The sequence below is a fragment of the Pseudomonas sp. NPDC087029 genome, assembly GCF_044745345.1.
GTDB classification, from domain to species: domain Bacteria; phylum Pseudomonadota; class Gammaproteobacteria; order Pseudomonadales; family Pseudomonadaceae; genus Aquipseudomonas; species Aquipseudomonas faucium.
This window is the reverse complement of the sequence record NZ_JBIVAB010000014.1, coordinates 16428-42199: the sequence shown is the minus strand read 5'-3', so window position 1 is coordinate 42199 and position 25772 is coordinate 16428. Positions and strand designations below refer to the sequence as shown.

General features: G+C 64.9%; 22 protein-coding genes. 16 read left to right on the top strand and 6 right to left on the bottom strand.

The window, feature by feature from the left end; translation table 11 throughout:
- Nucleotides 1-114: 114 nt before the first annotated feature.
- The 8 genes from hflK (ACIPG5_RS20095) (at nt 115) to betI (ending at nt 11276) form a co-directional block, all read left to right on the top strand.
- Nucleotides 115-2097: a protease modulator HflK gene (hflK, locus tag ACIPG5_RS20095; protein WP_401377496.1), complete on the top strand. Its 1983-nt coding sequence runs from the start codon at nt 115-117 to the stop codon at nt 2095-2097.
- Nucleotides 2094-3149, top strand: coding sequence for a protease modulator HflC (gene hflC, locus ACIPG5_RS20090; RefSeq protein WP_401377494.1), 1056 nt, complete (start codon nt 2094-2096; stop codon nt 3147-3149). The genes hflK (ACIPG5_RS20095) and hflC overlap by 4 nt, the downstream gene beginning before the upstream one ends.
- On the top strand, nt 3136-4161 hold the full coding sequence (gene hflK, locus ACIPG5_RS20085) for a protease modulator HflK (protein ID WP_401377491.1): 1026 nt from the start codon (nt 3136-3138) through the stop codon (nt 4159-4161). Before hflC ends, hflK (ACIPG5_RS20085) begins: the two co-directional genes overlap by 14 nt.
- A gap of 58 nt (nt 4162-4219) precedes the next feature.
- Nucleotides 4220-6181: a heavy metal translocating P-type ATPase gene (locus tag ACIPG5_RS20080; protein ID WP_401377488.1), complete on the top strand. Its 1962-nt coding sequence runs from the start codon at nt 4220-4222 to the stop codon at nt 6179-6181.
- A gap of 157 nt (nt 6182-6338) precedes the next feature.
- Nucleotides 6339-7829, top strand: a complete 1491-nt coding sequence (locus ACIPG5_RS20075) for an aldehyde dehydrogenase (protein WP_401377485.1) — start codon at nt 6339-6341, stop codon at nt 7827-7829.
- A gap of 12 nt (nt 7830-7841) precedes the next feature.
- Nucleotides 7842-9026, top strand: coding sequence for an iron-containing alcohol dehydrogenase (locus ACIPG5_RS20070; RefSeq protein WP_401377482.1), 1185 nt, complete (start codon nt 7842-7844; stop codon nt 9024-9026).
- A gap of 57 nt (nt 9027-9083) precedes the next feature.
- A complete protein-coding gene (locus ACIPG5_RS20065) occupies nt 9084-10526 on the top strand; it encodes a purine-cytosine permease family protein (RefSeq protein ID WP_401377479.1) in 1443 nt (480 codons plus the stop codon).
- Between the two features lie 111 nt (nt 10527-10637).
- Nucleotides 10638-11276 carry a transcriptional regulator BetI gene (gene betI, locus ACIPG5_RS20060; protein ID WP_314618986.1) on the top strand — a complete coding sequence of 213 codons (639 nt, stop codon included), beginning with the start codon at nt 10638-10640 and terminating at the stop codon, nt 11274-11276.
- Nucleotides 11277-11321: 45 nt separating this feature from the next.
- Here the strand turns inward: betI and ACIPG5_RS20055 are convergent, their stop codons facing one another.
- The 4 genes from ACIPG5_RS20055 to ACIPG5_RS20040 form a co-directional block, all read right to left on the bottom strand.
- Nucleotides 11322-13721, bottom strand: a complete 2400-nt coding sequence (locus ACIPG5_RS20055) for a TonB-dependent siderophore receptor (protein ID WP_401377475.1) — start codon at nt 13719-13721, stop codon at nt 11322-11324.
- An 81-nt stretch (nt 13722-13802) separates the two neighbouring features.
- Nucleotides 13803-14735 carry a FecR domain-containing protein gene (locus ACIPG5_RS20050; RefSeq protein ID WP_401377663.1) on the bottom strand — a complete coding sequence of 311 codons (933 nt, stop codon included), beginning with the start codon at nt 14733-14735 and terminating at the stop codon, nt 13803-13805.
- 62 nt (nt 14736-14797) lie between these two features.
- On the bottom strand, nt 14798-15304 hold the full coding sequence (locus ACIPG5_RS20045; protein ID WP_176514001.1) for a sigma-70 family RNA polymerase sigma factor: 507 nt from the start codon (nt 15302-15304) through the stop codon (nt 14798-14800).
- Nucleotides 15305-15386: 82 nt separating this feature from the next.
- Complete coding sequence (locus ACIPG5_RS20040) at nt 15387-16304, bottom strand: LysR substrate-binding domain-containing protein (RefSeq protein WP_401377471.1); 918 nt, start codon at nt 16302-16304, stop codon at nt 15387-15389.
- A 133-nt stretch (nt 16305-16437) separates the two neighbouring features.
- Between ACIPG5_RS20040 and ACIPG5_RS20035 the strand changes: the two genes are divergently transcribed.
- Both ACIPG5_RS20035 and ACIPG5_RS20030 read left to right on the top strand, forming a co-directional pair.
- Nucleotides 16438-17736, top strand: a complete 1299-nt coding sequence (locus ACIPG5_RS20035) for an NAD(P)/FAD-dependent oxidoreductase (protein WP_401377661.1) — start codon at nt 16438-16440, stop codon at nt 17734-17736.
- A 43-nt stretch (nt 17737-17779) separates the two neighbouring features.
- Nucleotides 17780-18868: a polyamine ABC transporter substrate-binding protein gene (locus ACIPG5_RS20030; protein WP_401377468.1), complete on the top strand. Its 1089-nt coding sequence runs from the start codon at nt 17780-17782 to the stop codon at nt 18866-18868.
- Nucleotides 18869-19059: 191 nt separating this feature from the next.
- Here ACIPG5_RS20030 and ACIPG5_RS20025 read toward each other — a convergent pair whose 3' ends face one another.
- Complete coding sequence (locus ACIPG5_RS20025) at nt 19060-19830, bottom strand: class I SAM-dependent methyltransferase (protein ID WP_401377465.1); 771 nt, start codon at nt 19828-19830, stop codon at nt 19060-19062.
- Nucleotides 19831-19942: 112 nt separating this feature from the next.
- Complete coding sequence (locus ACIPG5_RS20020) at nt 19943-21649, bottom strand: murein L,D-transpeptidase (RefSeq protein ID WP_401377463.1); 1707 nt, start codon at nt 21647-21649, stop codon at nt 19943-19945.
- A 484-nt stretch (nt 21650-22133) separates the two neighbouring features.
- Between ACIPG5_RS20020 and ACIPG5_RS20015 the strand changes: the two genes are divergently transcribed.
- From ACIPG5_RS20015 to ACIPG5_RS19990, 6 genes are all read left to right on the top strand, one after another.
- Nucleotides 22134-22526 carry a hypothetical protein gene (locus ACIPG5_RS20015; RefSeq protein ID WP_236237039.1) on the top strand — a complete coding sequence of 131 codons (393 nt, stop codon included), beginning with the start codon at nt 22134-22136 and terminating at the stop codon, nt 22524-22526.
- Between the two features lie 405 nt (nt 22527-22931).
- A complete protein-coding gene (locus ACIPG5_RS20010; RefSeq protein ID WP_401377459.1) occupies nt 22932-23399 on the top strand; it encodes a hypothetical protein in 468 nt (155 codons plus the stop codon).
- Nucleotides 23400-23440: 41 nt separating this feature from the next.
- Entirely contained in the window at nt 23441-23878 is a 438-nt protein-coding gene (locus ACIPG5_RS20005; protein ID WP_401377658.1) for an NUDIX domain-containing protein, read from the top strand.
- Nucleotides 23879-24035: 157 nt separating this feature from the next.
- Complete coding sequence (locus tag ACIPG5_RS20000) at nt 24036-24479, top strand: acetyltransferase (RefSeq protein ID WP_314619590.1); 444 nt, start codon at nt 24036-24038, stop codon at nt 24477-24479.
- Between the two features lie 58 nt (nt 24480-24537).
- Nucleotides 24538-25302, top strand: a complete 765-nt coding sequence (locus ACIPG5_RS19995) for a hypothetical protein (RefSeq protein ID WP_401377456.1) — start codon at nt 24538-24540, stop codon at nt 25300-25302.
- A gap of 29 nt (nt 25303-25331) precedes the next feature.
- Nucleotides 25332-25754, top strand: coding sequence for a hypothetical protein (locus ACIPG5_RS19990; RefSeq protein WP_286915354.1), 423 nt, complete (start codon nt 25332-25334; stop codon nt 25752-25754).
- Nucleotides 25755-25772 lie beyond the last annotated feature (18 nt).

Genomic DNA, 25772 nt, shown 5'->3' with positions numbered 1-25772 from the left:
AAATATTTTGAACAGATTTTTTACATCCATTGTTATAACGTTACGAACCGCGTTGCAGAGGACCGTGAACCCGGGGGGCACGGCACGCAGCGCCCGGTACTTCCTGGAGTCTTCATGAGCGTCGATCTGGACACCGAGGCAATAGACCTCGATGGGTTGCCCCGTTTTCAGCGTTCGCCGGTGCACACGCGCTGGCTGGTGCCGCTGACCTATCTGTCGGCGGCTGCCGCCCTGCTGTTGTGCTTGCTGCAAGGCGCTGTCGGGCTGTTCAGCCCGAACACCTGCTGGCTGGCCTTGTTGGCCGTCAATGCCGCCGCGCTGTGGCTGCTGGCTGCAGCGGCGCAGTCGGCCTGGTGGGTGGCGAGCTGGCGTGCCAGGGCCATGGGCAAGGCGCCCGCGGCGCTGGCGTTCTGGCGCGGCGCCGAGGTGGCGGCGGCCGAGCCTGGCTCGCTCAGCCGTTACGACCGCTGGTGCCAGGCGGTGGCGGCGGCTTGCCGGCGCCAACTGGGCAGGATCGGCGCGCAGCGGCTGTGGCTGTTTGGCCTGGCCGGGCTGGCGATGGGCTTGGTCAACAGTGCCTGGCGCTTCGATTTTGCCGTGCCGGCGCTGGCCGGCCAGGTGACCTGGTTTGCCGTCTGCCTGCTGGCCGCATCCGCGTTCGGCCTGGTGGTGCTCGAACGCCACCTGGTAGCCGAAGGCGAGGCGGCATGGCCCGAGGCCGAGCCACTTGCCGCCTTCATTCGGGTGGTCATTGCCGTGCAGGTGCTGAGCATCGTGTGCCTGGTGTGCATCGATGGCGAACGCTTGTGGCCGGCGCGGCTGGCGGCCTTGATCGGCCTGTTGCCGGGGCTGGCGGCGCTGGAGCTGCTGCTGCGCACCGGGTTGTCGATGTTCCGCCCGCAGCGCCCGCGTGCAGAGCCGACCCTGGTGGCCCGCAGCGTGGTGGGCGGCCTGCTGCAATGGCCGCCCCGGCCAATGGCGGCGCTGCACGACGAACTGCAGCAGCGCCTGGGTATCGACCTGCGTCAGGTCTGGGCGTTTTCGTTCATGCGCCGGGCGTTCCTGCCGGTGGCGTTGCTGGTGGCGCTGGTCGGCTGGCTGCTGACCGGCATCGTCGAGGTGCCGATGAACGGGCGCGGGGTGTACGAACGCTTCGGCAAGCCCGTGCAGGTGTACGCACCGGGGCTGCATGCCGGCCTGCCGTGGCCCTTTGGCAAGGTGCTGAAGGTGGACAACAGCGTCATCCACGAGCTGGCCACCTCGGGCGCCGATAGCAGCGCAGACCCACTGGCGGCCGCCGAGGGGCCGGCGCCCGGCACCTCCAACCGGCTGTGGGATGCCACCCACCTGAGCGAGAACTCGCAGGTGATCGCCGGCAGCGAGGGCGGCCGCCAAGGGTTCCAGATCGTCAACATGGATGTGCGCTTCATCTACCGCATCGGCATGAGCGACGCGGCGGCGCTGGCCGCCACCTACCACAGCGCCGACGTCGCGCAACTGCTGCGCAGCATTGCCAACCGCGTGCTGGTTCATGACTTTGCCGGCCGTTCGCTGGATGGCTTGCTGGGCGCCGAACGTGAAGCGCTCGGCCGCGACATCGGCCGCGCAGTGCAGGCAGACCTGGACCGCATGGACAGTGGCGTGGAACTGCTGGCGACCTCGGTGGAGGCGATCCACCCGCCTGCCGGCGCCGCCAATGCCTACCACGCCGTGCAGGCGGCGCAGATCACGGCCCAGGCGCTGATCGCCCGCGACCGCGGGCAGGCCGCGCAGCAGGCCAGCCAGGCCCGCCTCACCGCCACCGGGCTGACCGACCAGGCCACGGCCCAGGCCCACGAGACGGCCACCGGCGCCAGCATCGCCGCGCTGCGCTTTGCCGCCGAGCGCACCGCCTGGCAGCAGGCCGGCCAGGCTTTCATCCTCGAGCAGTACCTGGACAAGTTGTCGCAAGGGATGGCCGGGGTGAGCAGCCTGATCATCGACCACCGCCTGACGGCGGGCCAGGCACCCACGCTGGACCTGCGCAGCTATGCGCTGCCGGTCGACCCCACCCCGCAAAAATCCGTATCTGGACGTAGCCAGGAGCGTAACCTTTGAGCGCCAACACCCCCCACGCCCACCACCATCACGCTTCCCACGACCACGACCACGACCACGACCACGACCACGACCACGACCACCATCACCATGTTCACGCCCAGACCCCAGGTCACGCCCGCCCGGCCTGGCGCCGCATCGGCGTGGCGGCGCTGCTGGTACTGGTGATGGCCGCAACGGCCTGTTTCGTCCAGGTCCGTGTCGGCGAGGCAACGGTCATCACCCGTTTCGGCAACCCTTCGCGCGTGCTCACCGAACCCGGCCTGGCCTGGCGCTGGCCGGTGCCCTTCGAGGCCGCGGTGCCGGTAGACCTGCGCCTGCGCACCACTTCCAGCGGCCTGCAGGACGTGGGCACCCGCGATGGCCTGCGCATCATCGTGCAGGCCTACATCGCCTGGCAGGTAGCGCCCGACGCGCAGAGCATCCAGCTGTTCATGCGGGCGGTGCAGAACCAGCCCGACGAGGCGGCGCGGCAGATCCGCACGCTGGTGGGGTCGGCGCTGGAAACCACCGCCAGCGGTTTCGAGCTGGGCGACCTGGTCAATGTCGAGGCGAACAAGGTGCGCATCGATGACTTCGAGCAGCGCCTGCGCGAGCAGATCGAGCAGCAGCTGATCAAGACCTATGGCGTGCGCGTGGTGCAGGTGGGGATCGAGCGCCTGACCCTGCCCAAGGTCACCCTCGATGCCACCGTCGACCGCATGCGTGCCGAGCGTGAAACCATCGCCACCGAGCGCACCGCCGAAGGCAAGCGCAAGGCCGCCGAAATCCAGTCCGCTGCCGAGCGCGACGCCAGGATCGTGGAGGCCGATGCCAACGTGAAGGCCGCCCAGATACAGGCGCAGTCGCAAGTCCAGGCCGCGGACATCTACGCCAAGGCCTATGCCGGCGCGCCCGAGCTGTACACCCTGCTGCGCTCGCTCGACACGCTGGGCTCGATCATCAACCCCAGCACGCGCCTGGTGCTCAGGACCGATGCCGCGCCGTTCCGCGCCCTGGTCGACGGGCCGCTGCTGCCACCAGCCAGCGGAGGCGAACATGGCCACAAGTGAGCGCCGCGCTGGCCCCTGGTTGCAGGCCGGGCGTATCGGCTTCGTTGCGCTGTACGCGGTGACGCTGCTGGCGGCGCTGGGCTGGCTGTTCGGCAATGTGCGCGAGGTGGGGCCGCAGAACCGCGCCGTGGTGCTGCGCCTGGGCGCTGAACAGCGCATCCAGAATGCCGGCCTGTTGCTGGCCTGGCCGCAGCCGTTCGAGCAGGTGGTGATGCTGCCATCGGCGGGGCGTGTGACCGAGCGGCGGGTCGAGCTGCTGCTGCGCTCGGCGCTTGCGCAGAAGTCCGACAAGGACGGCACCCTGGCCAGCGATGCCACGGCAGGTTCCGGCTACTTGCTGACCGGCGACGCCGGCACCGTGCAGCTGGACGTGCGGGTGTTCTACAGCGTCACCGACCCCTACGCCTTCGCCCGCCAGGGGCCGCATGTGGAGCCTGCCCTGGACCGCCTGGTGGAGCGCAATGCGGTGCAGGTCTGCGCCTCGCGCGACATGGACGCCATCCTGGTTGCACGCCCCGAGCTGGTTGGCGGCGACGCGCAGCTGGCCGAGCGCCGCGAGCGCCTGCGCGGTGACCTGCAGCAGGGCGTCAATGCCAGCCTCGCACGGCTGCAGGCGGCTGGCGCCGGCCTTGGCATCGAGGTGGTGCGGGTCGATATCCAGTCGTCGTTGCCCTGGTCGGCGGTCGGCGCCTTCAACGCGGTGCTCACCGCCAGCCAGCAGGCCGAACAGGCCGTGGCCAAGGCCCGCAATGACGCCGCCCGGCGCCTGCAGGAGGCCACCCAGGCGGCTGACCGCACCTTGCAGATGGCCGAGGCGGCGGCGACCGAGCGGCTGTCCCGCGCCCATGCCGACACCGCCACGATCGTCGGCCTGAGCCAGCAGCAGGATCCGCAGCTGCTGCTGCGCCTGTACCGCGAGCGGGTGCCGGCGATCCTGGCCCGCGCAGGCTCGGTCACCACCGTCAATGGCGAGGACACGGGGCGGATGATCCTGCAGGGGCCCAAGCCATGAGCATGCCCCTTGCTGCACCTGAACGTTCGGCTCACCTACCTTGCTGGAGGTACTCGCGATGAGTGCTCATCATTGCCACGGGCATCAGCATGCCCACACCCACCTCACCGCCGGCTTGCTGACCCAGAGCGAGCGGCGTACCGCCGCCCGCCAGCTGAGCCTGGCCATGCTGGCCCTGGGGCTTTTGGCCCTGGGGCTGGTGTGGCGCTGGCTGGCCCCGGAGCAGGAGGGCGTCAGCCAGTTGCTGCTGGGCGCGGCCTCGCTGCTGGTGGCCGTGCCGGTGCTGCGCTCGGCCTGGCACAGCCTGCGCCAACCCAGCCTGCACGGCATCACCGACCAACTGATCGGCCTGGCCATGCTCGGCGCCTGGGCAACCGGGGATCTCGCCACCGCGGCGCTGCTGCCGATCATCATGATCTTCGGCCACATGCTCGAAGAGCGCAGCGTGCTGGGCTCGCAAGAGGCCATCGAGGCGCTGGGGCGGCTGACGCGCAGCCACGCGCGGCGGATCGGCGCCGATGGCCAGGTCGAGGAAGTGGATAACGCCAGCCTTGCGCCGGGCGACCAGGTGGAGGTGCGCGCCGGTGACCGGGTGCCGGCCGATGGCCGCGTCCTCGACGGCCAGGCCAGCCTGGACACCGCGCCGATCACCGGCGAGGCGGTGCCGCTGGAAGTGGCCAAGGGCATGGACATCTACGGCGGCTCGATCAACCTCGACGGGCTGTTGCGGGTGGAGATAACCCGCGTCGGCGACGATTCCACGCTGGGCAAGGTCATCGCCCTGATGCAACGCGCCGAGCAGGCCAAGCCGCCGATCACCCGGCTGCTCGAACGCCATGCCGGGCGCTATTTGGTGCTGGTGTTGCTGATTGCCGCGGTGACCTGGTTCATCACCAGCGACGCCCAGGCCATGCTCGCCGTGCTGGTGGCCGCCTGCCCCTGCGCCTTGGTGCTGGCCGCGCCGGCAACGGCGGTGGCGGGGATTGCCGTGGCCGCCCGGCATGGCATTTTGATCCGCGGCTCGGCCTTCCTTGAAGAGTTGGCTGACCTGTCTTCGCTGGTGATCGACAAGACCGGCACGCTGACCTACGGCGAGCTGCGCCTGCACAGCGTGGTCGGCCTTGCGCAGGATGCCTCGCAGCCTGCAGCCCTGCGCCTGGCCGCCAGCCTCGGCGCGGCCAGCAGCCACCCGGTCAGCCGCGCCTTGGCGGCCCTGGTGCCCCATGACCAGCATCTACCCGTGGCCGAGATTCACGAGCGCCAGGGCTTTGGCGTAGTCGCAAGCACCGCCGAGGGCGATGCGGCGCTGGGGCGCCCGGAGCTGTTCCGGCAATTGGGGCTGAATGTGCCCGCCGTGCCCGACCACGATGGCCCCATCGCCGGGCTGGCGCTGAACGGCCGCTTCCTGGCCTGGCTGCTGCTGGCCGACAACGTGCGCGCCGAATCGGCCGAGGCCATGCAGCAGCTGCGCGAGCTGGGCCTGCAGCGCCAGCTGTTGCTGACCGGCGATCGCCGCCGGGTGGCCGAGGCCATTGCCGCGCAGGTCGGCATCAGCCGGGTGGTGGCCGAAGCGTTGCCGGAAGACAAGCTGCGGCAGGTGAACCAGGAGCTCGAGGTCGGCTTCCGCCCCCTGGTGGTGGGCGATGGCATCAACGATTCGTTGGCCCTCAAGGCCGGTGTGGTCGGGGTGGCGATGGGGGCGGGCGGTGCCGACATCGCGCTGGCGGCGGCGGATATCGTGCTGATCAACGGTGACTTGCGCCGGCTGGGCACCTGTATTCGGCTGAGCCGGGAATGCCGGCGCACGCTGCAGGTGAACGTGCTGATCGGGCTGGGCTGGACGCTGGCGATCGTGCTGGCGGCCGCCTTCGGCCTGCTCGGTGCGGCCGGGGCCATGGTGGCGGCGCTGTTGCACAACCTCAGTACGTTGTTGGTGCTGACCAATGCCGGGCGCTTGTTGCGCTATGACGAGCGGCTCGTGGAGGGGGCAGCACCAGCGACTTCCAGGGAAATGAGTTAGCCCGACGCACCGGCGCCGGTTTTTATCAGGGGGTCAGCAAGTCGCGACCTCTCTTTACTGAAAAATAGTTCAATAAATGCCGAGCACTCTATTGAATGGTTTTTCAGTATGCCCTAGCATCCCCGGGCCTTGATAAAAACAACATGAGGGGATGCGCATGCCGCAACTCAAAGATGCCGCCTATTGGCGTGCACAGAGCACCGACCTGCTGGTGGAGGCGCGTGCGTTCATCGCCGGCGCCTATGTAGGGGCCAGCGATGGCGAGACCTTTGCTGTGCACAGCCCGATTGATGGGCGCGAGCTGGCGCAGGTTGCGTTGTGCCGTGGGCCTGAGGTGGACCGCGCCGTGGCTGCCGCCCGTGGGGCATTCCAGGGTGGTGGCTGGGCCGAGCTGATGCCACGCCAGCGCAAGGCCGCCCTGCTGCGCTGGGCTGCGTTGATGAGGGCGCATGCCGAGGAGCTGGCGCTGCTGGAAACCCTGGACACCGGCAAACCCATCGGCGATACCACGGCGGTGGATATCCCCAGTGCCATCTACTGCCTGGAATGGTTTGCCGAGCTGGTCGACAAGGTCGCCGGCGAGGTGCCCGCCTGCGATCCGCAGTTCCTCGGCACGGTGACGCGCGAGCCGGTCGGCGTGGTGGCGGCGATCGTGCCCTGGAACTACCCGCTGCTGATGGCGGCCTGGAAGTTCGCCCCGGCCCTGGCCGCTGGCAACAGCGTGATTCTCAAGCCTTCGGAGAAGAGCCCGCTGAGCGCCTTGCGCATTGCCGGCCTGGCCCGCGAGGCGGGGATCCCCGAGGGCGTTTTCAACGTGGTGCCGGGCGATGGCGAGACCGGTCGCCTGCTCAGCCTGCACCCGCACATCGACTGCCTGGCCTTCACCGGCTCCGGCGCTGTCGGCCGGCAGATCAGCCGCAATGCGGCAGACAGTAATCTCAAGCGCGTCTGGCTGGAGCTGGGTGGCAAGTCGGCAAATATCGTCATGGCCGACTGCCCGGACCTGCGCCGTGCGGCGCAGGCTGCTGCGGCTGCGGTGTTCAGCAATATGGGCCAGGTGTGCAGCGCAGGTTCGCGCCTGCTGGTGCAGCGTTCTATCGCCGAGGCCTTCATCGCCGAACTGCTGGAGGCCGCGCGCGCCTATCTGCCTGGCGACCCGCTGGACCCGGCCAGCGTCACCGGCAGCCTGATCGATGATGCCCAGTACCAGCGTGTGCGCCACTACATCGAGCTGGGCAAGCGCGAAGCTCGCCTGCTGCTGGGCGGCGAGGGCTGCGCGGTGGTCCCCGGCGGTCACTACCTGCAACCGACCATCTTTGCCACCGACGCCAGCTCGCGCATCGCGCGTGAAGAGGTGTTCGGGCCGGTGCTGAGCGTCATCGAATTCGATGAGCTGGACGACGCCATCGCGCTTGCCAATGCCAGCGAATACGGCCTGGCGGCGGCCTTCTGGTCAGCCGACCTCGGCGCCATCCGCCGTGCCTCGCGAGGCCTGCGTGCCGGCACCGTGTGGGTGAACTGCTACGACGAGCTGCTCGACATGAACTTCCCGTTCGGCGGCTTCAAGGAGTCCGGCAATGGCCGCGACAACTCCGTGCACGCCCTGGACAAGTACAGCGAACTCAAGTCGACCATCATCCGTTGCTGAAGGTGCATTATCGTGATTGACAACCTTTCCCCCCTGTCGCGGCAGAGCTGGAGCCTGCCACTTCCCATCGAGTACGGCCCAGGCGCGCGGACCGCGCTGGTCGAGTTGTGCAAGCGCCATGGCATTTCCCGGCCGCTGATCGTCACCGACCAGGGCTCGCTGCGCCTACCCTTCGTGGCCGAGCTGCAGGCCCTGCTGAACGAGGCGGGCCTGGCCTGCGGCCTGTTCGGCGAGATCGAGCCCAACCCCAGTGACCTCGCGGTGCTCAAAGGCGCTGCGACGTTCCGCGAGTGGCACGCCGACGGCATCATCGCCCTCGGTGGCGGTAGCGGCCTGGACGGCGGCAAGGCCGTGGCCCTGGTGGCCCGGCAGACACACCTGCCGTTGTGGGCGTTCGATTTCGACAAGCCGGTACCCGAAGGCTTGGTCGCCAGCGATTTCCCGCCGGTGATCTGCATCCCGACCACGGCCGGCACCGGCGCCGAGACCGAGAGCACGGCAATGCTCACCGACAGCGAGCGCGCTATCAAAGGTTGCGTCTGGCATCCGCTGGCGCGCCCCCAGGCGGTGATCCTCGACCCCGAACTGACTCTCAGCCTGCCACCGCACCTGACCGCCTGGACCGGCCTGGATGCGGTAATCCATGCCCTGGAAGCCTACTTTGTGCCGACCTTCAATCCGCTCTGCGACGGCGCGGCGTTGCAGGCGCTGGAGCTGCTCTGGGGGTCACTTGAGCAAGCGGTGGAGCAGGGCGACGACCTTGAAGCACGCGCACGCATGCTGATCGGTTCGTGCCTGGCGGGCGTGGCTTTTCTCAAGGGGCTTGGCCTGGTCCATGCGCTCAGCCACATGGTCGGCGCCACCTACAACAGCCACCATGGTTTGACCAACGCGATGATCCTGCCCAGGGTGCTGCGCTTCAACCGCGCGGCCATCGAGCCGCGCCTGGGGCCGGTGTGCCGCGCCATGGGCCTGGCGGGCGAAGACTTCGAGAGCTTCCAAGAGGCGATCTGTGCGCGCCTGGACCGCCTTGGCATCCCGGTTTCCCTGGCCTCGCTGGGCCTGCGCCGCGACGATATTCCAGCCATTGCGCGCAAGGCCATGGGCGACCCGGCGCGCCAGACCAACCCGCGCCCAAGCAGTTTCGAAGACCTGCAAACACTGCTGCACCTGGCCCTGGAAGAGGAACGGGCCTAGTCGCGGGAAGCGACGACCTTGCTGTGCTCACAACAAAACAAATAAAGGTACAAACCCATGTCAGCTCCCAAGACTGCCTCCGCCAGCGGACGGCTGAATCTGGAAACCCGTTCCATCGACTATGTGCCCCTCGCCGAGCGCCACGGCAAGGCCTGGCATCTGTGGCCAATCTGGTTCTGTGGCGAGGCGCACCTGACCACCTTGGCGGTCGGCATCATCGGCATCGGCCTTGGCGCCAACCTGATGTGGTCTGCCATCGCCATCTTCCTGGGTTGCGCCTTCGGCACCCTGTTCATGGCCGGGCACTCCACCCAGGGCCCGCAGATGGGCTTGCCGCAGCTGATCCAGTCGCGGCCGCAATTCGGCTACCTGGGCGCGCTGCTGGTGTACGTGGTGGCCATCGTCACCTACGTCGGCTACAACGCCTTCAACCAGCTACTGGTAGGGCAGACCCTGCACGAACTGTTCGACGCCCCGCAGGAGCCGTCGGCGATCCTCTTCTCGCTGGTGGCCATCGCCATGGCCATTGCCGGCTACAACACCTTCCACAAGGTACAGCGCTGGCTGGCGTTCCTGCTGATCGCGGTGATGGCGGTGTTCACCGTCGGCCTGTGCGTCTACGTGAAACTGCCGCAGGAGCAACTGACCCTCAGCGGTTTCAAGGCAACGCCCTTTCTTGCACAGTTTTTCGTTGCCGCGGCCTACCAGTTGAGCTGGGCGATCTATGTGTCGGACTACTCGCGCTACCTGCCGCCGAATGTCAGCGTGCGCTCGTCATTCTGGTGGACGTACCTGGGCGCGATGATTGGCGGCGTGTGGATGATGCTGCTCGGCGCCTTGGCCGCCGCCCTGAGCCCCGGCCAGAATCTTGCCAAGGGCTTGGTACTGCTGGGCGACATGGTGTTCCACGGCTTCGGCCAATTCGTCCTGATCCTCGCCGTGCTGAGCCTGGTGACCAGTGCCGCACAGAACTTCTACGGCGCATCGATCACGCTCTTGAGCATCGTCGACACGGTGAAGACCCAGACCTCGACCCTGCTCAAACGGGTGCTGTCGATGCTGGCGGTGGGCGGCGCGGCGATCGCTATCGCGATGACCGCCTCGGACAACTTCGTCAAGGACTTCGGTGATTTTCTGGCCATCCTGTTGTACCTGTTCACGCCGTGGACGGCGATCAACCTGGTGGACTTCTACGTCGTGCGCCACGGCCGGTTCTCCATCCGCGAGATTTTCAAGCCCAATGGCCTTTATGGGCGCTGGAACTGGCGGGGCATCGGTGCCTACCTGATCGGCTTCGTGGTCATGCTGCCATTCTCCGCAACCGGCCTGTACACCGGGTACGTGGCGCGGCAACTGGACGGCGCCGACATCAGCATGCCGATCGGCCTGGCGGTATCCGCGCTTGCCTACTGGTGGCTGTGCCGCTCGCAGAACATTCACCAGGAACTCAGCCAGGTCGGCCGCCTCGACCACGACCTGGAAAACGGCGCCACGGCTTGAGCTGGCGCTTGAGCACCTGCGCGCAGCGGTAAATCTTGCTAGATTGACGCCCCCGCCCGCTGCGCTGCAGCGGGCGGGTTTGCCATTTTAGTGAGAGAAGCGGATTCAGCCATGAGCGTGGACAGCCCGAACGATAAGCCCCGAAAGCGCAGGACCAGAGTCGATCCAGAGACACGGCGCAAGGCCATCGTCGAAGCCACCATGCGCTGCATCACGCGCTTCGGCCACGCCGGCACCACGATCGAACGTATCTGCGACGAGGCCGAGGTGTCGGTCGGGCTGATCGGCCATCATTTCTCCAGCAAGGACGAACTGATGCTCGCCACCTATCAGGAGCTCACCAACCAGTTGCGCGAGGAGACCCGCCGCTATCTGCAAACCAAGGGTGGTACGCCTGTGGAGCGTCTCACCGCGATCATCCGCTCCTCGTTCCGAGGCAGCATCTTCAACGAGTTCATCCTCACCACTTGGCTCGGCTTCTGGAGCGCGGCGGTGTCTTCCGAACAACTGCGCGAGCTCAATCGCAAGCTTTACGCCGACTACCGCAAGGAGCTTGAAGGGGTGTTCAAAGCCATCGCGGCCGAACGAGCCCTGGCCCTGGATGCCAAGGGCAGCGCGCTGATCATCACTGCCCTGATTGATGGCTTCTGGCTGGAGTGGGCGCTGGACCACAAGGCTTTCAGCGCCCGCAAGGCCGAAAAGTGCTGTTTGCAGACGGCGCAGCTGTTGATTGGTGCACAGCCTGGCTGAAACACCGCAACGGCAATCGTACTCAAGGCACGCTGCGCGCGAGCGTCAGAAGTTGTACCGGATACCCGTCATGATGTTTCTTGGCGCGCCATACATGCCGTGGTCGCCGGCATAGCTGAGGTATTGGCGGTCGAACACGTTGTTCAGGTTCACTGACGCACTCAGGTGCGGGTTGAAGTCGTAGCGCGCCAAGAGGTTGGTCACGGCGTAGCTGCCCTGGGTGAAGGTGTGCAGGTCGGCACCGGTTTTACTCTGCCAGTTCACGCCGCCGCCAAGGGTGACCTTGTCCAGAACTCCTGGCAGGCGATAGCTGGTGAAGGTCTTCAGGCTGTGGCGGGGCAGGGTGGTGACGATGCGCTGGTCGTCGGCGTCGGTGCTGACCGCATAGGCATAACCGGCAGACGCCTGCCAGCCTTCGACCAGCTCGCCGTCCAGGGTGAATTCCGCGCCCTTGGTCGTGGTGCCCTGTTCCGACTTGTAGGTGTTGCCGCCTGGGGTGTCGATCCAGATCGCCAGGTTGTCCTGTTCGATCTTGAACAGCGCGACGCTGGAGTTCAGCCTGCCGTCGAAGTGGCTGCCTTTCACACCCACTTCATAGCCGGTGCCTTCCATGGGGTCGAGTGGCTTGTTGTCGATGTCGCGCACCCACGACGACTGCGGGTTGAAGATTTTCGTGTAGCTGGCATACAGCGACCACGTGTCGTTGACGTCATACACCACGCCGGCATACGGGATGTAGACACCGGTTTCCGATTCCTTGGTCTTGGTCTTTTCGGCGTTGTAGGGTTTGTCTTCGATGTCGCGATGCCAGTCGATCACCCGGCTACCTAGCAAGACACTGAGGTTGTCGGTGGCGTGCAGGCGCGTGGCGAGGTAGGCGGCGTACTGGGTTTCGTCGGCGGTGGATTTGCCCGTGACGTCGAACGAAGGTTTCGCCGAGTTGCCGTTCCAGTTCAGCAGGTTGTCGATCGCGCCGGCCGGCGAGCCGGAGTAGTCGTATTTCCAGCCGCCGTAGCTTGGCACGTTCTCGTAGGCGTTGGACAAGGTCACGCCGGCGATCAGCTCGTGCTCTCGGCCCAGCAGGCCGAACGGGCCGGTCAGGTAGGCATCGATGTTGTTCTGCCGCGGGATACCGGAGAAGCGCACGGGCAACTGCGTGGTGCCGCTCCCGTCCGGGGCGAGGCCGCCGTTGACGTAATTGAAGACTTCGTCGAACTTGTTTTCCGAGTGGGTCAGTTCGACCTTCCCGCTCCAGCCATGGGCGAACTGCTGTTCGATCGAGGTGAAGAAGCTGGTTTGTTCATGGTCGTTGTAGGACCAGGTTTGCGCCGAATTGAGCGAGCGCTTGAGATTGCTGCGTGAGCCGTCGGTAAAACGCGTCGGCAGGCCGGAGCGCATCGGCGAGTCGACGTCCGTGCGCTGATAGCTGAAGCCCATGGTCAGCAGGGTGTCCTCAGTCAGGTCGAACTCGGTGATGCCATAGACCAGTTGCGAGTCCTGCTTGTAGCGGTCCACCCACGACTTCTCGGTCTTGAAGTCGGCAACCAGGCGCCCGCGTACATTGCCGGTTTCGGTCAGCGGGCCGGACACATCGAAGCCGGTGCCGTAGCGGTCCCAGTTACCGGCTTCTGCCCAGACGCTGGCCTGAGCCTCGACGGTCGGGCGCTTGCGGATCAGGTTGATCGTCGCTGACGGGCTGCCCAGGCCGCTGATCAGGCCGGTGGCACCGCGCACCACCTCCACGCGGTCATACATGGCCATGCTCTGGGTGTAGTTGTCCATGCGCTTGACGGTGGGCACGCCATCGATCTCGAAGTTCTGGATCTCGAAGCCGCGCGAGAAGTAACCGTCGGATTCGGCGCCCAGCCCGTCGCGCAACACGATGATGCCCGGCGTGGCATCGAGGGTATCGCTGAGGTTGGTCAGGCGCTGGTCATCCAGGCGCTGGCGGGTCATGACGGTCAGCGACTGCGGGGTTTCCTGGGGCGTCAGGTTCAGGCGGGTCGAGCTGCTGGAGGAGTAGGTGGTGTAGAGCCCCGTGCCTTCTGTGGTCGACCCGGGCGCCTTGCCCGAAATCGAAATGCTCTGAAGCTCGATGCCAGTAGTGGCCGGCGCCGGCTGCAGGGTGTAGCGCCCATCCGGCAGGCGCACCGCAATCAGTTGGCTGCCCGCAAGCAGTGCCTGCAAAGCACCCTCGACCGTGTAGTCGCCGCTCAGGCCCGGGCTGCTGTGCCCGGCAATCAAGTCGTTGGGGAACGACAACAGCAAATGGGCTTGCTGGCCCAGTTGATTGAGCGCAGTACCCAGCGGCGCCGGGGGGATTTCGTAGTGCTGCACGCTGCTGTCGGCGGCGGCCCACACGGGCGATGAAGTGGCGAGCAGCACCGCTGCGGCGCAAGCCGCGAGCGAGGTGTTGTAGCAGGACGAAAGACGGCGGTGGCGCATGCGAAGGTTCCCGATGATTTTTGATGTATGGCCTATGAGTCTCGCCAGAAATCAAAACGGCTCATCGAGGACGAAAAAACGTCAAACGTTAGCTGGCGGGGGGCGCAAATTGACCCACAGGCGCGTGAAGCGTTGTACATCCAGCTTCAGTGTCTGGGCCACGGCCTCGATGATCCGGTCACTGTCTGCCAGCGGGTAGGTGCCCCACACTTGCAGGTTGGCCAAGGCGGCGTCGCACCCCAGGTGGCCATGGCGATAGCGGCCAAGTTCATCGAGAAACGCCTGCAGCGGTTGCCCGTCGGCGACGATCATGCCCTCGGCCCAGGCGGCAGTGGAGGCTTGCACTGCACGCTGATCGAGCACTCCCACCTGCCCGAAACGTGCCTGTTGCCCTGCTTGCAGGGGCGTCCAGTCGCCAGCCTTGATGGGCGTGACTTGAAGCGAGCCCCGATAGACCGCCAACTGGGTCGAGCCATTGTCGAACTGGCGCACCGTGAACCGCGCCGAGGGCGTCTGCGCGCGAACCTGGGCGGTGTCGACAGATACCGCCGGGTTCAAGGCTGTGTCGATCAACACCTCGCCGCTGAGCAGCCGAAGGTGCCAGCGATGCTCAGTCGCCCGAGCGTTCAATGCACTGCGGGTATTGAGCTCAAGCGACAGGCCCGGGGCCAGCGCAACAGCTCGCTGCTCGCCCACGCCGGTGGTGTAGTCGGCACTCATGCGCGACACCATTTCGCTGTCGCGACTCGCCCATGCGCCGGCGCTTGCAGCCAGCAGCAAGGCCAGGCCCTTGATTGCTCGGCGCCTGCTCAGCCCTTCCTGGGAGGGCAGCAGCAGGGCCTGGCGGGCCAGGTTGGCATCGCCGCGGGTGCGCAGTGAATCGAGCTGCTCGCCCAGCGCCAAGGCTTTTTCCCAGGCCAGCTCATGCAAGGGGTGTTCACTGCGCCATGCCATGAAAGCGGCCTGTGCCGATGAATCGAAAGGGGCCTCCTGCATATCGAGCCACCACTCCATCGCCTCCTCGCACATTTTCGGCGATAGCGCAGGTTCCCTGGCAAGGGCATTGGTGGCGATGGTCATTGCAGCGGGCCCGCAACCAGCATGCATCGGGCGCCCGCCTTGATGATGTGGCGTTTGACGGTAGCGATTGAAATACCCAGGCGCTCGGCAATTTCCCCATGGCTGAGGCCGTCGAGTTGCGACCAGAGAAACGCCTTTTTGACGGCGACATCCAGTTCGCAGAGCGCTTCGTCGAGGCGTACCAGGGTCTCGAAAACGATCAACTGGGTCGCCAGATCCGGCAGCACGCCTGGGTCTTGCGCCTGCAGCGCATCCAGATAGGCTTTTTCCAGGCGTGCGCGGCGGTAGTGGTTGCACAGGACACTGCGCGCCACCTTGGCCAGGAAGGGCCGAGGCTGGCGGATTTCGAACGCCTCCTGGCTGACCAACAGGCGCATGAAGGTGTCCTGCATCAGGTCGGCAGCGCGGTGTGAGCAGCTCAATTGCCGATACAGCCAGCTACGCAACCAGCGGTGTTGCTGTTCGTACAGAGCGGTGAACTGAGCGGTATCGACGGATGCCATGGGCGGTCACGGTATCGATGCAAATGAGACGTAGTATCATATTTAACTAATCGAGTGCCGACAAGAACGTTGAAGATGGCTGTTAGCCAGCCTCGCCTTCATCCCAGGTCATCTCCAACTGCTCCTCGAACCAGCGCAACACCGCCGTGCACGCCGGGTGCGCGACGCCGCTGTCGCGCAGCCACAGCGCATACACGGCCCCGGTCTTCAGCGGCTGGCCAAACGGCACCACCAGGTCGCCGCGCAGCAGCGCATCATGCGCCAGCATCCGGTCGGTCATCGCCACCCCCAAGCCCCGCGCAGCCGCATCCAGCGCCAGGTCGTCGAGGTTGAACATCAGGTGCTTGTAGGCCCGTTCAGGCTGATCGTGATGGGCCTTCAACCACAGGTTCCACTCATGCCGCCCGGTCGACCCATGGATCAGTGCGTGGTGGCCCAACGCTTCGAGCGAGCGGGGCAGGGGCTGGCCATCGCCCAGGGTCGGCGCGCACACAGGCACCAGGTACTCATCGAACAGCACCGTCAGCGGGCGTTCATCGAGCCCTTCGCGCAAATACAGCACATAGGCATCGCAATCGCCGCTGGTCTCCACCACCTCGCCACTGACGGTCTCGATCGACAGGCACAGCTCGGGGTTGCGCGCATAGAAGCTGCTCAAGCGTGGCAGCAACCAGCGCACCGCCAGCGACACGAAGATGCGAATCCGAAACGGCCGGTCCTGCGGCTCGGGCGAGAGCCGCTGGGCCAGTGCACGTGTTTCCTCGAGCATCGCCTTGGCCACGCCATACGCATCCCGGCCCTGGTCGGTCAGTGCCACGCGGCGGCTGGTGCGGTCGAACAGGGCCACGCCGTAGTGCTCCTCCAACTGCTGAATCTGCCGGCTGATCGCACTCTGGGTCAGGTGCAGCTGCCTGGCCGCTTCGGTAAAGCTGCTGCTGTCTGCCACATACACCAGTGCCTGCAGGGCCTGGAGCGAAGGCGGGCGAAAGAATTTATCCATGCGTTTTGGGAATGGCTGAATGAAATATTAGCGTTAGAAACACGCCTGAGGCCCCCGTAGATTGAGCCCCATAAGCGCATTCCGATTTAACGTCGATAACCCGTGCGCATTGATTGTGGAGGAGCTGATGGCAATCGACAACCGCTGTGGATGGATCGCGCTGGCGGGGGAGTCCGCCGCGCATCCGCGTCTTCAAGGCCGGCAGGCCAGCGACTGGCTGATCATCGGCGGTGGCATCACCGGGCTTGCGGCCGCGCACACCCTGGCTGCGCGCTTTCCCGGGCAGCGCATCATTCTGCTCGACCGGCAACGCGTCGCCCAGGGCGCTTCGGCGCGCAACTCGGGGTTTGCCGTGAGCCATGAAATGCCTGCCCCCGGCGAGCTGCTCGGCAAGCCCGGTTTTGCCGGCTTCGAGGTGGCCTCGCGCATTGGCGTGGCAGCCGGCCTTGAAGTGCGCAAGCGCATGGGCGAACTGGCGATCGACTGCGAATACGACGATGCGGGCTACCACTTCGCCGTGCACCAGCCTGCGCACCTGCAGCAGATAGATGCCGTGCTCCACACCCTTCAGGCCGTAGGCGCCAGCGCCCAGTACCTGGAAGGCGAGCCCCTGCAGCAGCGCCTGGGCAGCGCCTTCTACAGCCGCGCCATCCATTGCGCCGGCGGCAATGCCTTGCTGCAGCCGGCCAAGTACGTGCGCGGCCTGGCCGACAGCCTGCCGGCTGGGGTCGAGGTGTTCGAGCACAGCGCAGTGCTGAGCCTTCGCCGTGCAGGCCAGGGCTGGCAAGCACGGACCGAGGCTGCGGAGGTGGTTGCCGGGCAGGTGCTGGCCTGTGTCGGCGCCTTCCTGCCCAGGGTGGGCGTGCACCACAGCGGCACTTTCGCGCTGGAGCTGAGCGCCAGCATCACCCGCCCGCTGAGCGAGCCCCACTGGCAGAGCCTGTTCGGCGAACGCGCCTGGGGCGTGCTCTCGACCTTGCCGGGTGGCGCCACCCTGCGCCTGTTGCCGGGCCGCCGGCTGCTGATCCGCAACACCGTGGAGTACCGCCAGCGGGACCTCCAGCCGGCGCAGTTGCAGCTGCGCCAACAGCAGCATGTGCAGGGCTTGCAAAAGCGCTTCCCCGGGCTGGGCGCCCAGGACATCGAATACACCTGGACCGGCCACCTCAGCGGCACCCGCTCCGGCGAACCCTGCTTCGGCCGCATCGACCAGGGCCTGCATGCCGTCGCCGGCTGCAACGGCTCGGGCGTTGCCCGCGGCACCTTGTGGGGCCGCCTGCTGGTCGAGATGGCCAGCGGCGCCGAGTCGCGCTTGTTGGGTGATGTCCTGGCCCAGGCGCAGCCGGGCTACCTGCCGCCACGCCCGTTCTTCGACATCGGCGCTTCCCTGCGCATGGCTTGGGAAGTGCACCGCGCCAAGCACGAACGTTGACCCCGGCGCCCCCGTGCGCACACTAATAACAACAGAGGGCAAGATGATGAAACGCACCCGCATGGCCGTGTTCTGCACGGCGCTGTTCAGCCTGGCCGCCCAGGCCGCCGACTCGGTGAACATCGCCAACTGGAGCGGCTACATCGCCGACGACACCCTGGCCGAATTCACCCGCCGCACCGGCATACAGCCCACCTACGACCTCATCGACAGCAACGAGACCACCGAGGCCAAGCTGATGACCGGCGGCAGCGGCTACGACCTGGTCAGCCCGTCCAACCACTTCCTGCCCCGGCTGATCAAGGCCGGCGCCATTCAGGAGCTCGACCGCAGCCGCCTGCCCAACTGGCACAACCTCGACCCCAAGCTGATGCAGCTGCTGCAGGCCAGCGACCCCGGCAACCGCTATGCCGTGCCCTACATGTGGGTGACCACGGGCATCGGTTACAACGTCGACAAGATCAAGGCGATCTTCGGCAACACCGATGTCACCCAGTCCTGGCAGCTGCTGTTCAACCCGGAAAACATCCGCAAGCTCAGCGCCTGCGGCGTGGCCTTCCTCGACAATCCGACGCAGATGGTGCCGATCACCCTCAAGGTGCTGGGGCTGGACCCGCACAGCCAGAACCCTGAAGACCTGAAGAAGGCTGAAACGGCGCTGCTGAGCATTCGCCCGTCGATCAGCTACTTCCACCAGTCCAAGTACGTCAGCGACCTGGCCAACGGCAATATCTGCGTGGCGGTCGGTTTCAGCGGCGACGTGCTGCAGGCGATGACCAGCGCCCAGCAGGCGAACAACGGCGTGCACCTGGGCTACAGCATCCCCCGCGAAGGCTCCACGGTGGCGGTCGACATGGTGGTGATACCCAAGGCCGCGCCGCACCTGGAGGCGGCCTATGCCTACCTGAACTACCTGCTCGACCCGCAGGTGATGGCGCACATCACCAACGCGGTGAAATACCCCAGCGGCAACGCGGCCGCGCTGCCCTACGTGGACCAGGCGCTGCGTGACAACCCGGCGGTGTACCCGCCCCAGCAGGTGCTCGACACGCTGTTCCCGATCCAGACCCTGTCGCCCGCCGGCATGCGCATGAGCACGCGGTTGTGGACACGCGTCACCAGCGGCACCTGAGCATCGTGCTGCCCCTCAGAGCAATTGCCTCACAATGCCTGTGGGAGCGGGCTTGCCCCGCGAACACCGGCGCAGCCGGTGCCATCCAACACGTCGCCTGTTTCGCGGGGCAAGCCCGCTCCCACAAGTGGTCCGCTGTACCTGATCAGTCGGCGTACCTGTGGGCGGTGGATCCTTGAACGGGCGCAACCTCAGCCAAGTCGCTGGCAGAGGTACGCCTGGGTCTGATAGGGAAACGCGAGGGTTTCCACGCCCCGCAGCGCCGGGTGCGTCTGGATCAGTTCGCGCAGTTGCCGGGTAACCTCGGCCTTGTCCGCAGGCGGCAGGCTGGCGATGAAACTGACCGACAGAAACCGCTCCATGATCACTGTTTCGACGCTGCCGATGTGAGCATGCTCGAAGCAGGTAAGTTCAGGCTTAGAGAAACCAGAGCCGTCGAACGCGTCGCGCCATCGGCCGGTATGAAAGCGCGGTGTATCGCCCTCGTAAGGGGCAATGATGCGGGTGATCGCCGCGACCCAATCGACCGATTCATCCCTAACGTTCCACACCAACCCCAGGCGCCCGCCAGGGGTGAGCACCCGATGGATTTCCGCCAGTGCCTGGGCGTCTGCGAACCAGTGGAAGGCCTGGGCGCACAGCACCACCTCGGCGCTGGCGGTGGGCAAGGGCAGTGCCTGTGCCGTTCCGGCAAGCACCTCTATGCCGGGCACACACTTGGCGAACTCCTGGCGCATCGCCTCGACGGGTTCGACGGCAATCAGCCGGTCGGTCAGTGGTTGCAACAGGCGAGTGAACTTGCCGGTGCCGGCGCCAAGGTCGATGACGCGGGTTTGCCCGTCGATCATCAGCGCCTGGTGCAGCCAGGTGGATAGCGCTTGGGGGTAGGTTGGCCGGCCCTGGGTATAGGTCTGGGCCTGGCGGGAGTATCCGGTCTGGGCAGCGTCATGGACGTGAGGCATGACGGTGGGCTCCTGGTAGGGCTGGGGATGTGCGGATTATAGGAACTGTGCAGGGGTGTGAAGATGAAGATGTCCCTGCAGGCGTCGCGAATTCCAGTTGCGCATGGGGTGCCTAAATCTGGCTTTGCCCTGTGACCACCCTAGTCGTTTCTGCCTGCGGCAACGCCAAGGCGGGCAGTACTGAAGGCAAATTCAACTGCCGCAATAGCGGCGTGTCGTAGCCATAAATGTCGGGCTTGAACGTCACCCGCCCCTCGGTGCTCAAGTCGACCGTCCAATAGGCCAGCAACACCGGTACCTTGACCGGAAGCTTGATGTTCTTGGTTTTGCCATTGGCCAACTGCTTTTGAATCCCCTCGCTGTTCCAGCGCACCGGGTCGTTGAACAACAACTCGACCAACTGCAGTGGATTCTCCACCCGAATACATCCGGAGCTGGTGGTGCGCACGGGATTGGCGAACAACTCGCGATGCGGCGTGTCGTGCAGGTAAATCGCATAGTCGTTGGGGAAACGAATGACCACCTGCCCTAACGAGTTGGTAGGGCCGGCGTCCTGGCGCAGCGTGAGGCCGCGCGCGTTGTACCAGTCGACGTTCGCCGGATCGAGTTCGTTGCCAGCACGATCAAGGACCCTGATCCGGCTGGCTGCAAGGTAACCCGGGTTCTGCTGAATCTTTGGCAGCATATCCTTGACCAGAATCGTCGGCGGCACAGTCCAGGTGGGGTTGAAGGTGATGTAGGTGATCTCGGACTGAAACACCGGGGTGCTGCGCACAGGCTTGCCGACCTGTACTCGGGAACGCCAGATGGGTTCGCCGTCGCGGTAGAACGCCACTTTGTAGCCGGCGATATCGACAACGACAAAAGTGCCATGGAGTTTGTAGAGCAGCCAACGCGCCCGTTCCATGTTCACCCGGACCTGATCAATCCGTGCCTCGACAGGCACATTCAGCGCCGCCAGGGTCGCCGCCCCAGCCACGCCATCCACGCCAAGATACTGATCGACCTGATACTTCTTCACCGCAGCAATGACTTTATCGTCGTAAGCATTGCGTTTGCCCTTATGCGGCTGCAGATAACCACCGGCCACCAGACGAGCACGCAACTGTGCGACCACAGCGCCGTCCATCCCCGGCTTGAGTGACTGCCCTTCGGCGACTTTCGGCCAACCACCGGCATCGCGAACCTGACGCAACTGCGCCAATGCCTCACGCATGCTGCTATAAAGCGCCTCTTGCGGCGGCGCCTGGGCGAACGCACGGGCCACATCGTGAGCATCCAGGGCAGCAAAGAAACTGTTCACATCTTCACGGGGATCAACACCGATCGGGTCGAAGTTCCAATGAAAATCCAGCCGCGACGGATTGACCTTGCCGCGCCGCAATTGCAGGAGCGCGGTGATGTAGGTGCGGGTCAGCGCGATATCAAAAGCCGCCGTTTGTGCTGGCGTCGAGGAGGCCTGCAAAAACGATTGAGCCTCGGCCAGCTCGTCGCCCCGAAAGTCCGCAGGGTTCAGGCCGTCAGCTTGTATGTCATTCAGGCTCTTGAGCAACTGGGTGATATCGCGCCCGTCTGTCCAGGCAGCGCGATAGCTGCGATGGGAGTAGAAATCAAGAACAACGCGATTGATGTCCGCGCGTTGATGTTTACGAGAGGTAATCAAGGGAGGAAATGACGATGCCAGGGGTTCAAGTGCGGCCTGGATCCCTTGTCCAACGATGTCGTCAGGCGCTGCAGCCGCCGCACTGACCTGCGCAGACACCGACAAACCGATCTGCGACGTTTCACCCAGCGCAGTGCCACTGATCAGAAAGACCATAAACAAAGCACGGCTTATGACGAATACCCTTGATAACTGCACCTTGGATAATCCTTGAATCTCTCGCAACTCATAAAGCTAGCGTCCAAACCGCTGCCAGGCTCGACATATTCTTGATGAGATTTACATATGGCGCTACATAGTGATCGGTAGTGATCGACTGTGGGATGGGTAACCGACCGCCTCTGCCTATTTCTGCCCTTCGCGAGCGGCCGCTTTGGGTCGATAGCTGTCAGTCGCGACCGGCCGCTATCGACCCACAGCTGCCGTTTACCTTGACCGCGGCCAGGAGCTACCAACCAACAAGAGTCTGCGAATTTAGGGGGCGATTCAGTAGGCGCCGTCGCCGGGGCGTAGGGTGTCGCGGCGCCACCATTCGCAGAAGCTAGCTGGGCTAGAATCAAGAGCAGGTATCGAGTAGGTTATTTCCTTGATGTCATATTGCCTCTATAGTGTTCCAGGTCTCAGTCAAGGAGTGGGTGATATGGGTCTGTTTAGTTCGTTAGACGAATTCTTCTTTGGCCCTCCAGGTGTTGCTGGCGGCCTTGTGGGCGATGTCGTAGATGCGATTTCTGAGAATCCGGGCAAAACCATTGCTGTCGTCGCTGCGACCGTAGCAACCGGAGGCGCTGCGTTGGTTGCAGCTCCGGCGATTGCTGCAACAGCTGGTGCAGCAGGGCTGCTGGGTGCGGCAAGCACAGGCACCGCGATCAGCACACTTTCCGGCGCGGCATTGACTAACGCTTCGCTCGCAGCGCTTGGTGGGGGGGCAGTTGCTGCCGGTGGTGGCGGAATGGCAGTCGGTACTGCCGTTGTTGCCGGCACAGGGGCAGCCGTAGGTGCGGGCGTATCAGGCACGATTGCAGCAAAGAGCTGAATGGCGCCCAAGGTCTGGTGAAGTAAGAGTGCGACCTCTACTGAGCCAGGCCTTTTGCTGGTCCAGACCAGACGGCACCTATTAACACACCCGTTTATACCCATTTCCGCGCGCTCTTCCAGTTATTGAGGTCACTCAACCTCCAAGCCACGACACGCGCTCGCCGCCCATCTTCTTCAGCACTTTAGTTTCGGTCGATCTCGGCCAAGTTAGTTTCTGAAAGCATGGGGTCACCTGAACCACGGTTGCCGCTGGCATATGCTGAGGGAAATGGCAGGACCGTCCGCTTCGGGTCTATAGCGGCCACTCTCGACTGACTGCTTTCGACGCAAAGCGGCCCTCCACGGAGGACAGCAAACGGTCAAAAGCTGCTTCTCATCAAACATGCGTTCATGCCGGTCGAGTATGATGTTGATCACGGGGTGCCTAGGAGCACTCAATGGTGCGAACAGTCGAAATTTGTACGGTGGAAAAATGCTTTCAAGTCGAACGGTCGCTTTCCTAAAGGAGTTGGCGGACTCATCCCACCTCGCTTATCCAGAAGGCGGTTTGTTGTTCCGTTACCAATATGACTTCAAGCAGGCGCATAGATTTCTGAAGATATCAATGCAGGATGCATTGCATGTCGATGAGCTCAACAATCTGGCTCGATTTTTTCAGGGTGCCCTTGGAGACCCTATGGAAGATTCAGCGAAGGATCACGCAGTCCTATCTGCTGGTTGCCTGATTGAACATTTGAGAGAGGACTTACAATACGACTTAATTGAGCTTGTTGTGGAGGAAGGTAACTACGATATGACTGCAACCTTCGAAATGGCAAGCAGGTTACGGAATGACTACTCAAGGCTGGAGTTATTCTGGTCTGTCGATTGAGCCTGAACCACCAGCAACGGATCGCATCGATCGAAATCACCATGCACCCAAACAAAGCCTGCCCAATCCTGCTCTCACCCGAATCACCGCCCAAGCTCCTGCTGTTCCGCCACCCACTGGCCGGCGTGCAACTGGTGAAGGGCACCATCGAGCCCGCAGAAGCCCCGCGCGCTGCGGCATTGCGTGAGTTGGCGGAAGAGTCCGGCATCAGCGACGCCCAGGTGCAGGACGACCTGGGCTGCTGGGATGCCGGCCACGCAGGCCAGGTGTGGTCGTATCACCTGTGCCGCGTCGAGCGCGCACTGCCGGCTACCTGGACGCACCAGACGCTGGATGACCACGGCCACTGCTTCGCGTTCTTCTGGGCTTCGCTCGACGCTTTGCCCTACGCCGATTGCCACCCCGTCTTTCAACGCGCGCTGGCATTCGTCTGCCAAGCCCTTAAGGCGCGGCAGGGCAGGGTGGTTCACGGCTCCTGAACAACCGATTAGAATGCCGCCTCCTTCCTTTTCGGCCACTGTGCCGTGCTCCGCCCAGGCGTTGATTCGCGAAGCGGGCATACACCATGCCGACGTCCACAGGCTCGCCCTCTACGGCGTGCCACGTTTCCATCAACCTGTGAACGAGGATGATTCGATGATCATTCGCCAGGGCATTGCCGCGGACCATCCGCTGCTGCTCGACATCTGGCTGCGCGCGGTGCGCGCCACCCACCACTTCCTGCAACCTGCCGATATCCAGGCGCTGATCGCGCCGCTGCGCGACAGCTACTTGCCCGCTGTCGCGCTGAGCGTCGCGGTCGATACCGATGACACCCCGCTGGGTTTCATCGGCCTGAGCGACGACCACGTGGAAATGCTCTTCGTCGACCCCGACCTGCATGGCCAAGGCATCGGCCGGGCGCTGCTCGACCATGTGCGCGCCTCACGCCAGGCGCTGAGCGTCGACGTCAACGAGCAGAACCCGCAGGCGGTGGGCTTCTACCTGCACTACGGCTTCGTGCAGACCGGCCGCTCCCCGCTGGACGGCGAAGGCCGGCCATTCCCGCTGCTGCACATGAGCCTGCTCAGGCCCAGCTAAGTTTCGCCCGGTAGCGTGCCTCCTTGAATCCACCTCAGGCACCAAGGAGGCACCCGCGATGCACGCGCCAAGCACTGGCTGGCTCAACAAAGTCCCGGAAGTGACGCTGTCCTTCTGGATCATCAAGGTCATGTCCACCACCGTGGGCGAGACCTTCGCCGATTTTCTCGCCGTCGACATCGGCTGGGGCCTGGGCACCACCAGTGTGGTGATGGCCCTGCTGCTGGCCGCCGCGCTCACCTTGCAGATGCGCAAGCGCGAGTGCGAGCCCTGGATCTACTGGCTGTGCGTGGTGCTGGTGAGCATCCTCGGCACGCAGATCACCGACATCCTCACCGATGAACTGAACATCAGCCTGTACGCCAGCACGGCGGCCTTCTCGCTGTTGCTGATCGGCAACTTCGCCGCCTGGTACGCGCTGGAGCGCACCCTCTCTATCCGCCGCATCGTCACTGCCCGGCGCGAGTTGTTCTACTGGACCACGGTGCTGTGCACCTTCGCCCTGGGCACCGCCGCAGGCGACCTGGCGACCGAAGCGCTGGGCCTGGGCTTCGACCTCGGCACCTTGATTTTCAGCGCCCTGATCGCCGCGTGCCTGCTGGCCTGGCGCCTGGGCGTGAACACGGTGCTGGTGTTCTGGGTCGCCTACATCCTCACGCGCCCGCTCGGCGCCTCGCTGGGCGACCTGCTGACCCAGTCCCGCGACTACGGCGGCCTGGGCATGGGCGCCAGCTGGACCAGCGCGATCTTCCTCTGCGTCATTTTCATCCTGGTCGCCGTTGCCCAGTTCGGCGCCGTCCAGGCCAAACGCGTCGCACCTTGAACCTGCTCCCCGATCACGAGGTAACCCCCATGGCTATTCGTCACAAACTGCTCACCAGCCTGTCCATCGCCTGCCTGGCCGCCGTGCTCGGCGCAAGCCAAGGCTGCTCCAAGGCCGATGCCCCGCCAGCAGGCGCCGCCGGGGTGCATGCGCCCAGCAAGCTCGGTGACCTGAGCGCGTTTCGCAGCATCGCCGACGATGTCGCCGCCAAGGTCCAGGCCCAGGACCTGCCCGGCGCCAAGGTGCGCATCAAGGACCTGGAAAAGACCTGGGACGATGCCGAGGCCGGCATCAAGCCGCGCGCCGCCAGCGACTGGCACGTGCTGGACAAGGCCATCGACCGCGCGCTCGACGCCCTGCGCGCGAGCCAACCGCAGCAGGCGGCCTGCAAGGCGGCGATGGATGACCTGCTCAAGGCCTTCGACAGCTTGCAAGGCCCGCGACAAGGCTGACCCTGGGAGGCTATCGTT

Excerpts from the sequence above, each read along its gene's own strand:
- ACIPG5_RS20065 (WP_401377479.1), top strand. The coding sequence starts at position 9,084 with ATGTCAGCTCCCAAGACTGCCTCCGCCAGCGGACGGCTGAATCTGGAA.
- ACIPG5_RS20020 (WP_401377463.1), bottom strand. The coding sequence starts at position 21,649 with ATGGTCTTTCTGATCAGTGGCACTGCGCTGGGTGAAACGTCGCAGATC.
- ACIPG5_RS19990 (WP_286915354.1), top strand. The coding sequence starts at position 25,332 with ATGGCTATTCGTCACAAACTGCTCACCAGCCTGTCCATCGCCTGCCTG.
- ACIPG5_RS20040 (WP_401377471.1), bottom strand. The coding sequence starts at position 16,304 with ATGGATAAATTCTTTCGCCCGCCTTCGCTCCAGGCCCTGCAGGCACTG.
- ACIPG5_RS20010 (WP_401377459.1), top strand. The coding sequence starts at position 22,932 with ATGATGTTGATCACGGGGTGCCTAGGAGCACTCAATGGTGCGAACAGT.
- ACIPG5_RS20000 (WP_314619590.1), top strand. The coding sequence starts at position 24,036 with ATGATCATTCGCCAGGGCATTGCCGCGGACCATCCGCTGCTGCTCGAC.
- ACIPG5_RS20025 (WP_401377465.1), bottom strand. The coding sequence starts at position 19,830 with ATGCCTCACGTCCATGACGCTGCCCAGACCGGATACTCCCGCCAGGCC.
- betI (WP_314618986.1), top strand. The coding sequence starts at position 10,638 with ATGAGCGTGGACAGCCCGAACGATAAGCCCCGAAAGCGCAGGACCAGA.
- hflK (WP_401377496.1), top strand. The coding sequence starts at position 115 with ATGAGCGTCGATCTGGACACCGAGGCAATAGACCTCGATGGGTTGCCC.
- ACIPG5_RS20050 (WP_401377663.1), bottom strand. The coding sequence starts at position 14,735 with ATGGAGTGGTGGCTCGATATGCAGGAGGCCCCTTTCGATTCATCGGCA.
- hflK (WP_401377491.1), top strand. The coding sequence starts at position 3,136 with ATGGCCACAAGTGAGCGCCGCGCTGGCCCCTGGTTGCAGGCCGGGCGT.
- ACIPG5_RS20055 (WP_401377475.1), bottom strand. The coding sequence starts at position 13,721 with ATGCGCCACCGCCGTCTTTCGTCCTGCTACAACACCTCGCTCGCGGCT.
- ACIPG5_RS20075 (WP_401377485.1), top strand. The coding sequence starts at position 6,339 with ATGCCGCAACTCAAAGATGCCGCCTATTGGCGTGCACAGAGCACCGAC.
- ACIPG5_RS20005 (WP_401377658.1), top strand. The coding sequence starts at position 23,441 with ATGCACCCAAACAAAGCCTGCCCAATCCTGCTCTCACCCGAATCACCG.
- ACIPG5_RS20030 (WP_401377468.1), top strand. The coding sequence starts at position 17,780 with ATGATGAAACGCACCCGCATGGCCGTGTTCTGCACGGCGCTGTTCAGC.
- ACIPG5_RS19995 (WP_401377456.1), top strand. The coding sequence starts at position 24,538 with ATGCACGCGCCAAGCACTGGCTGGCTCAACAAAGTCCCGGAAGTGACG.
- ACIPG5_RS20015 (WP_236237039.1), top strand. The coding sequence starts at position 22,134 with ATGGGTCTGTTTAGTTCGTTAGACGAATTCTTCTTTGGCCCTCCAGGT.
- ACIPG5_RS20080 (WP_401377488.1), top strand. The coding sequence starts at position 4,220 with ATGAGTGCTCATCATTGCCACGGGCATCAGCATGCCCACACCCACCTC.
- ACIPG5_RS20045 (WP_176514001.1), bottom strand. The coding sequence starts at position 15,304 with ATGGCATCCGTCGATACCGCTCAGTTCACCGCTCTGTACGAACAGCAA.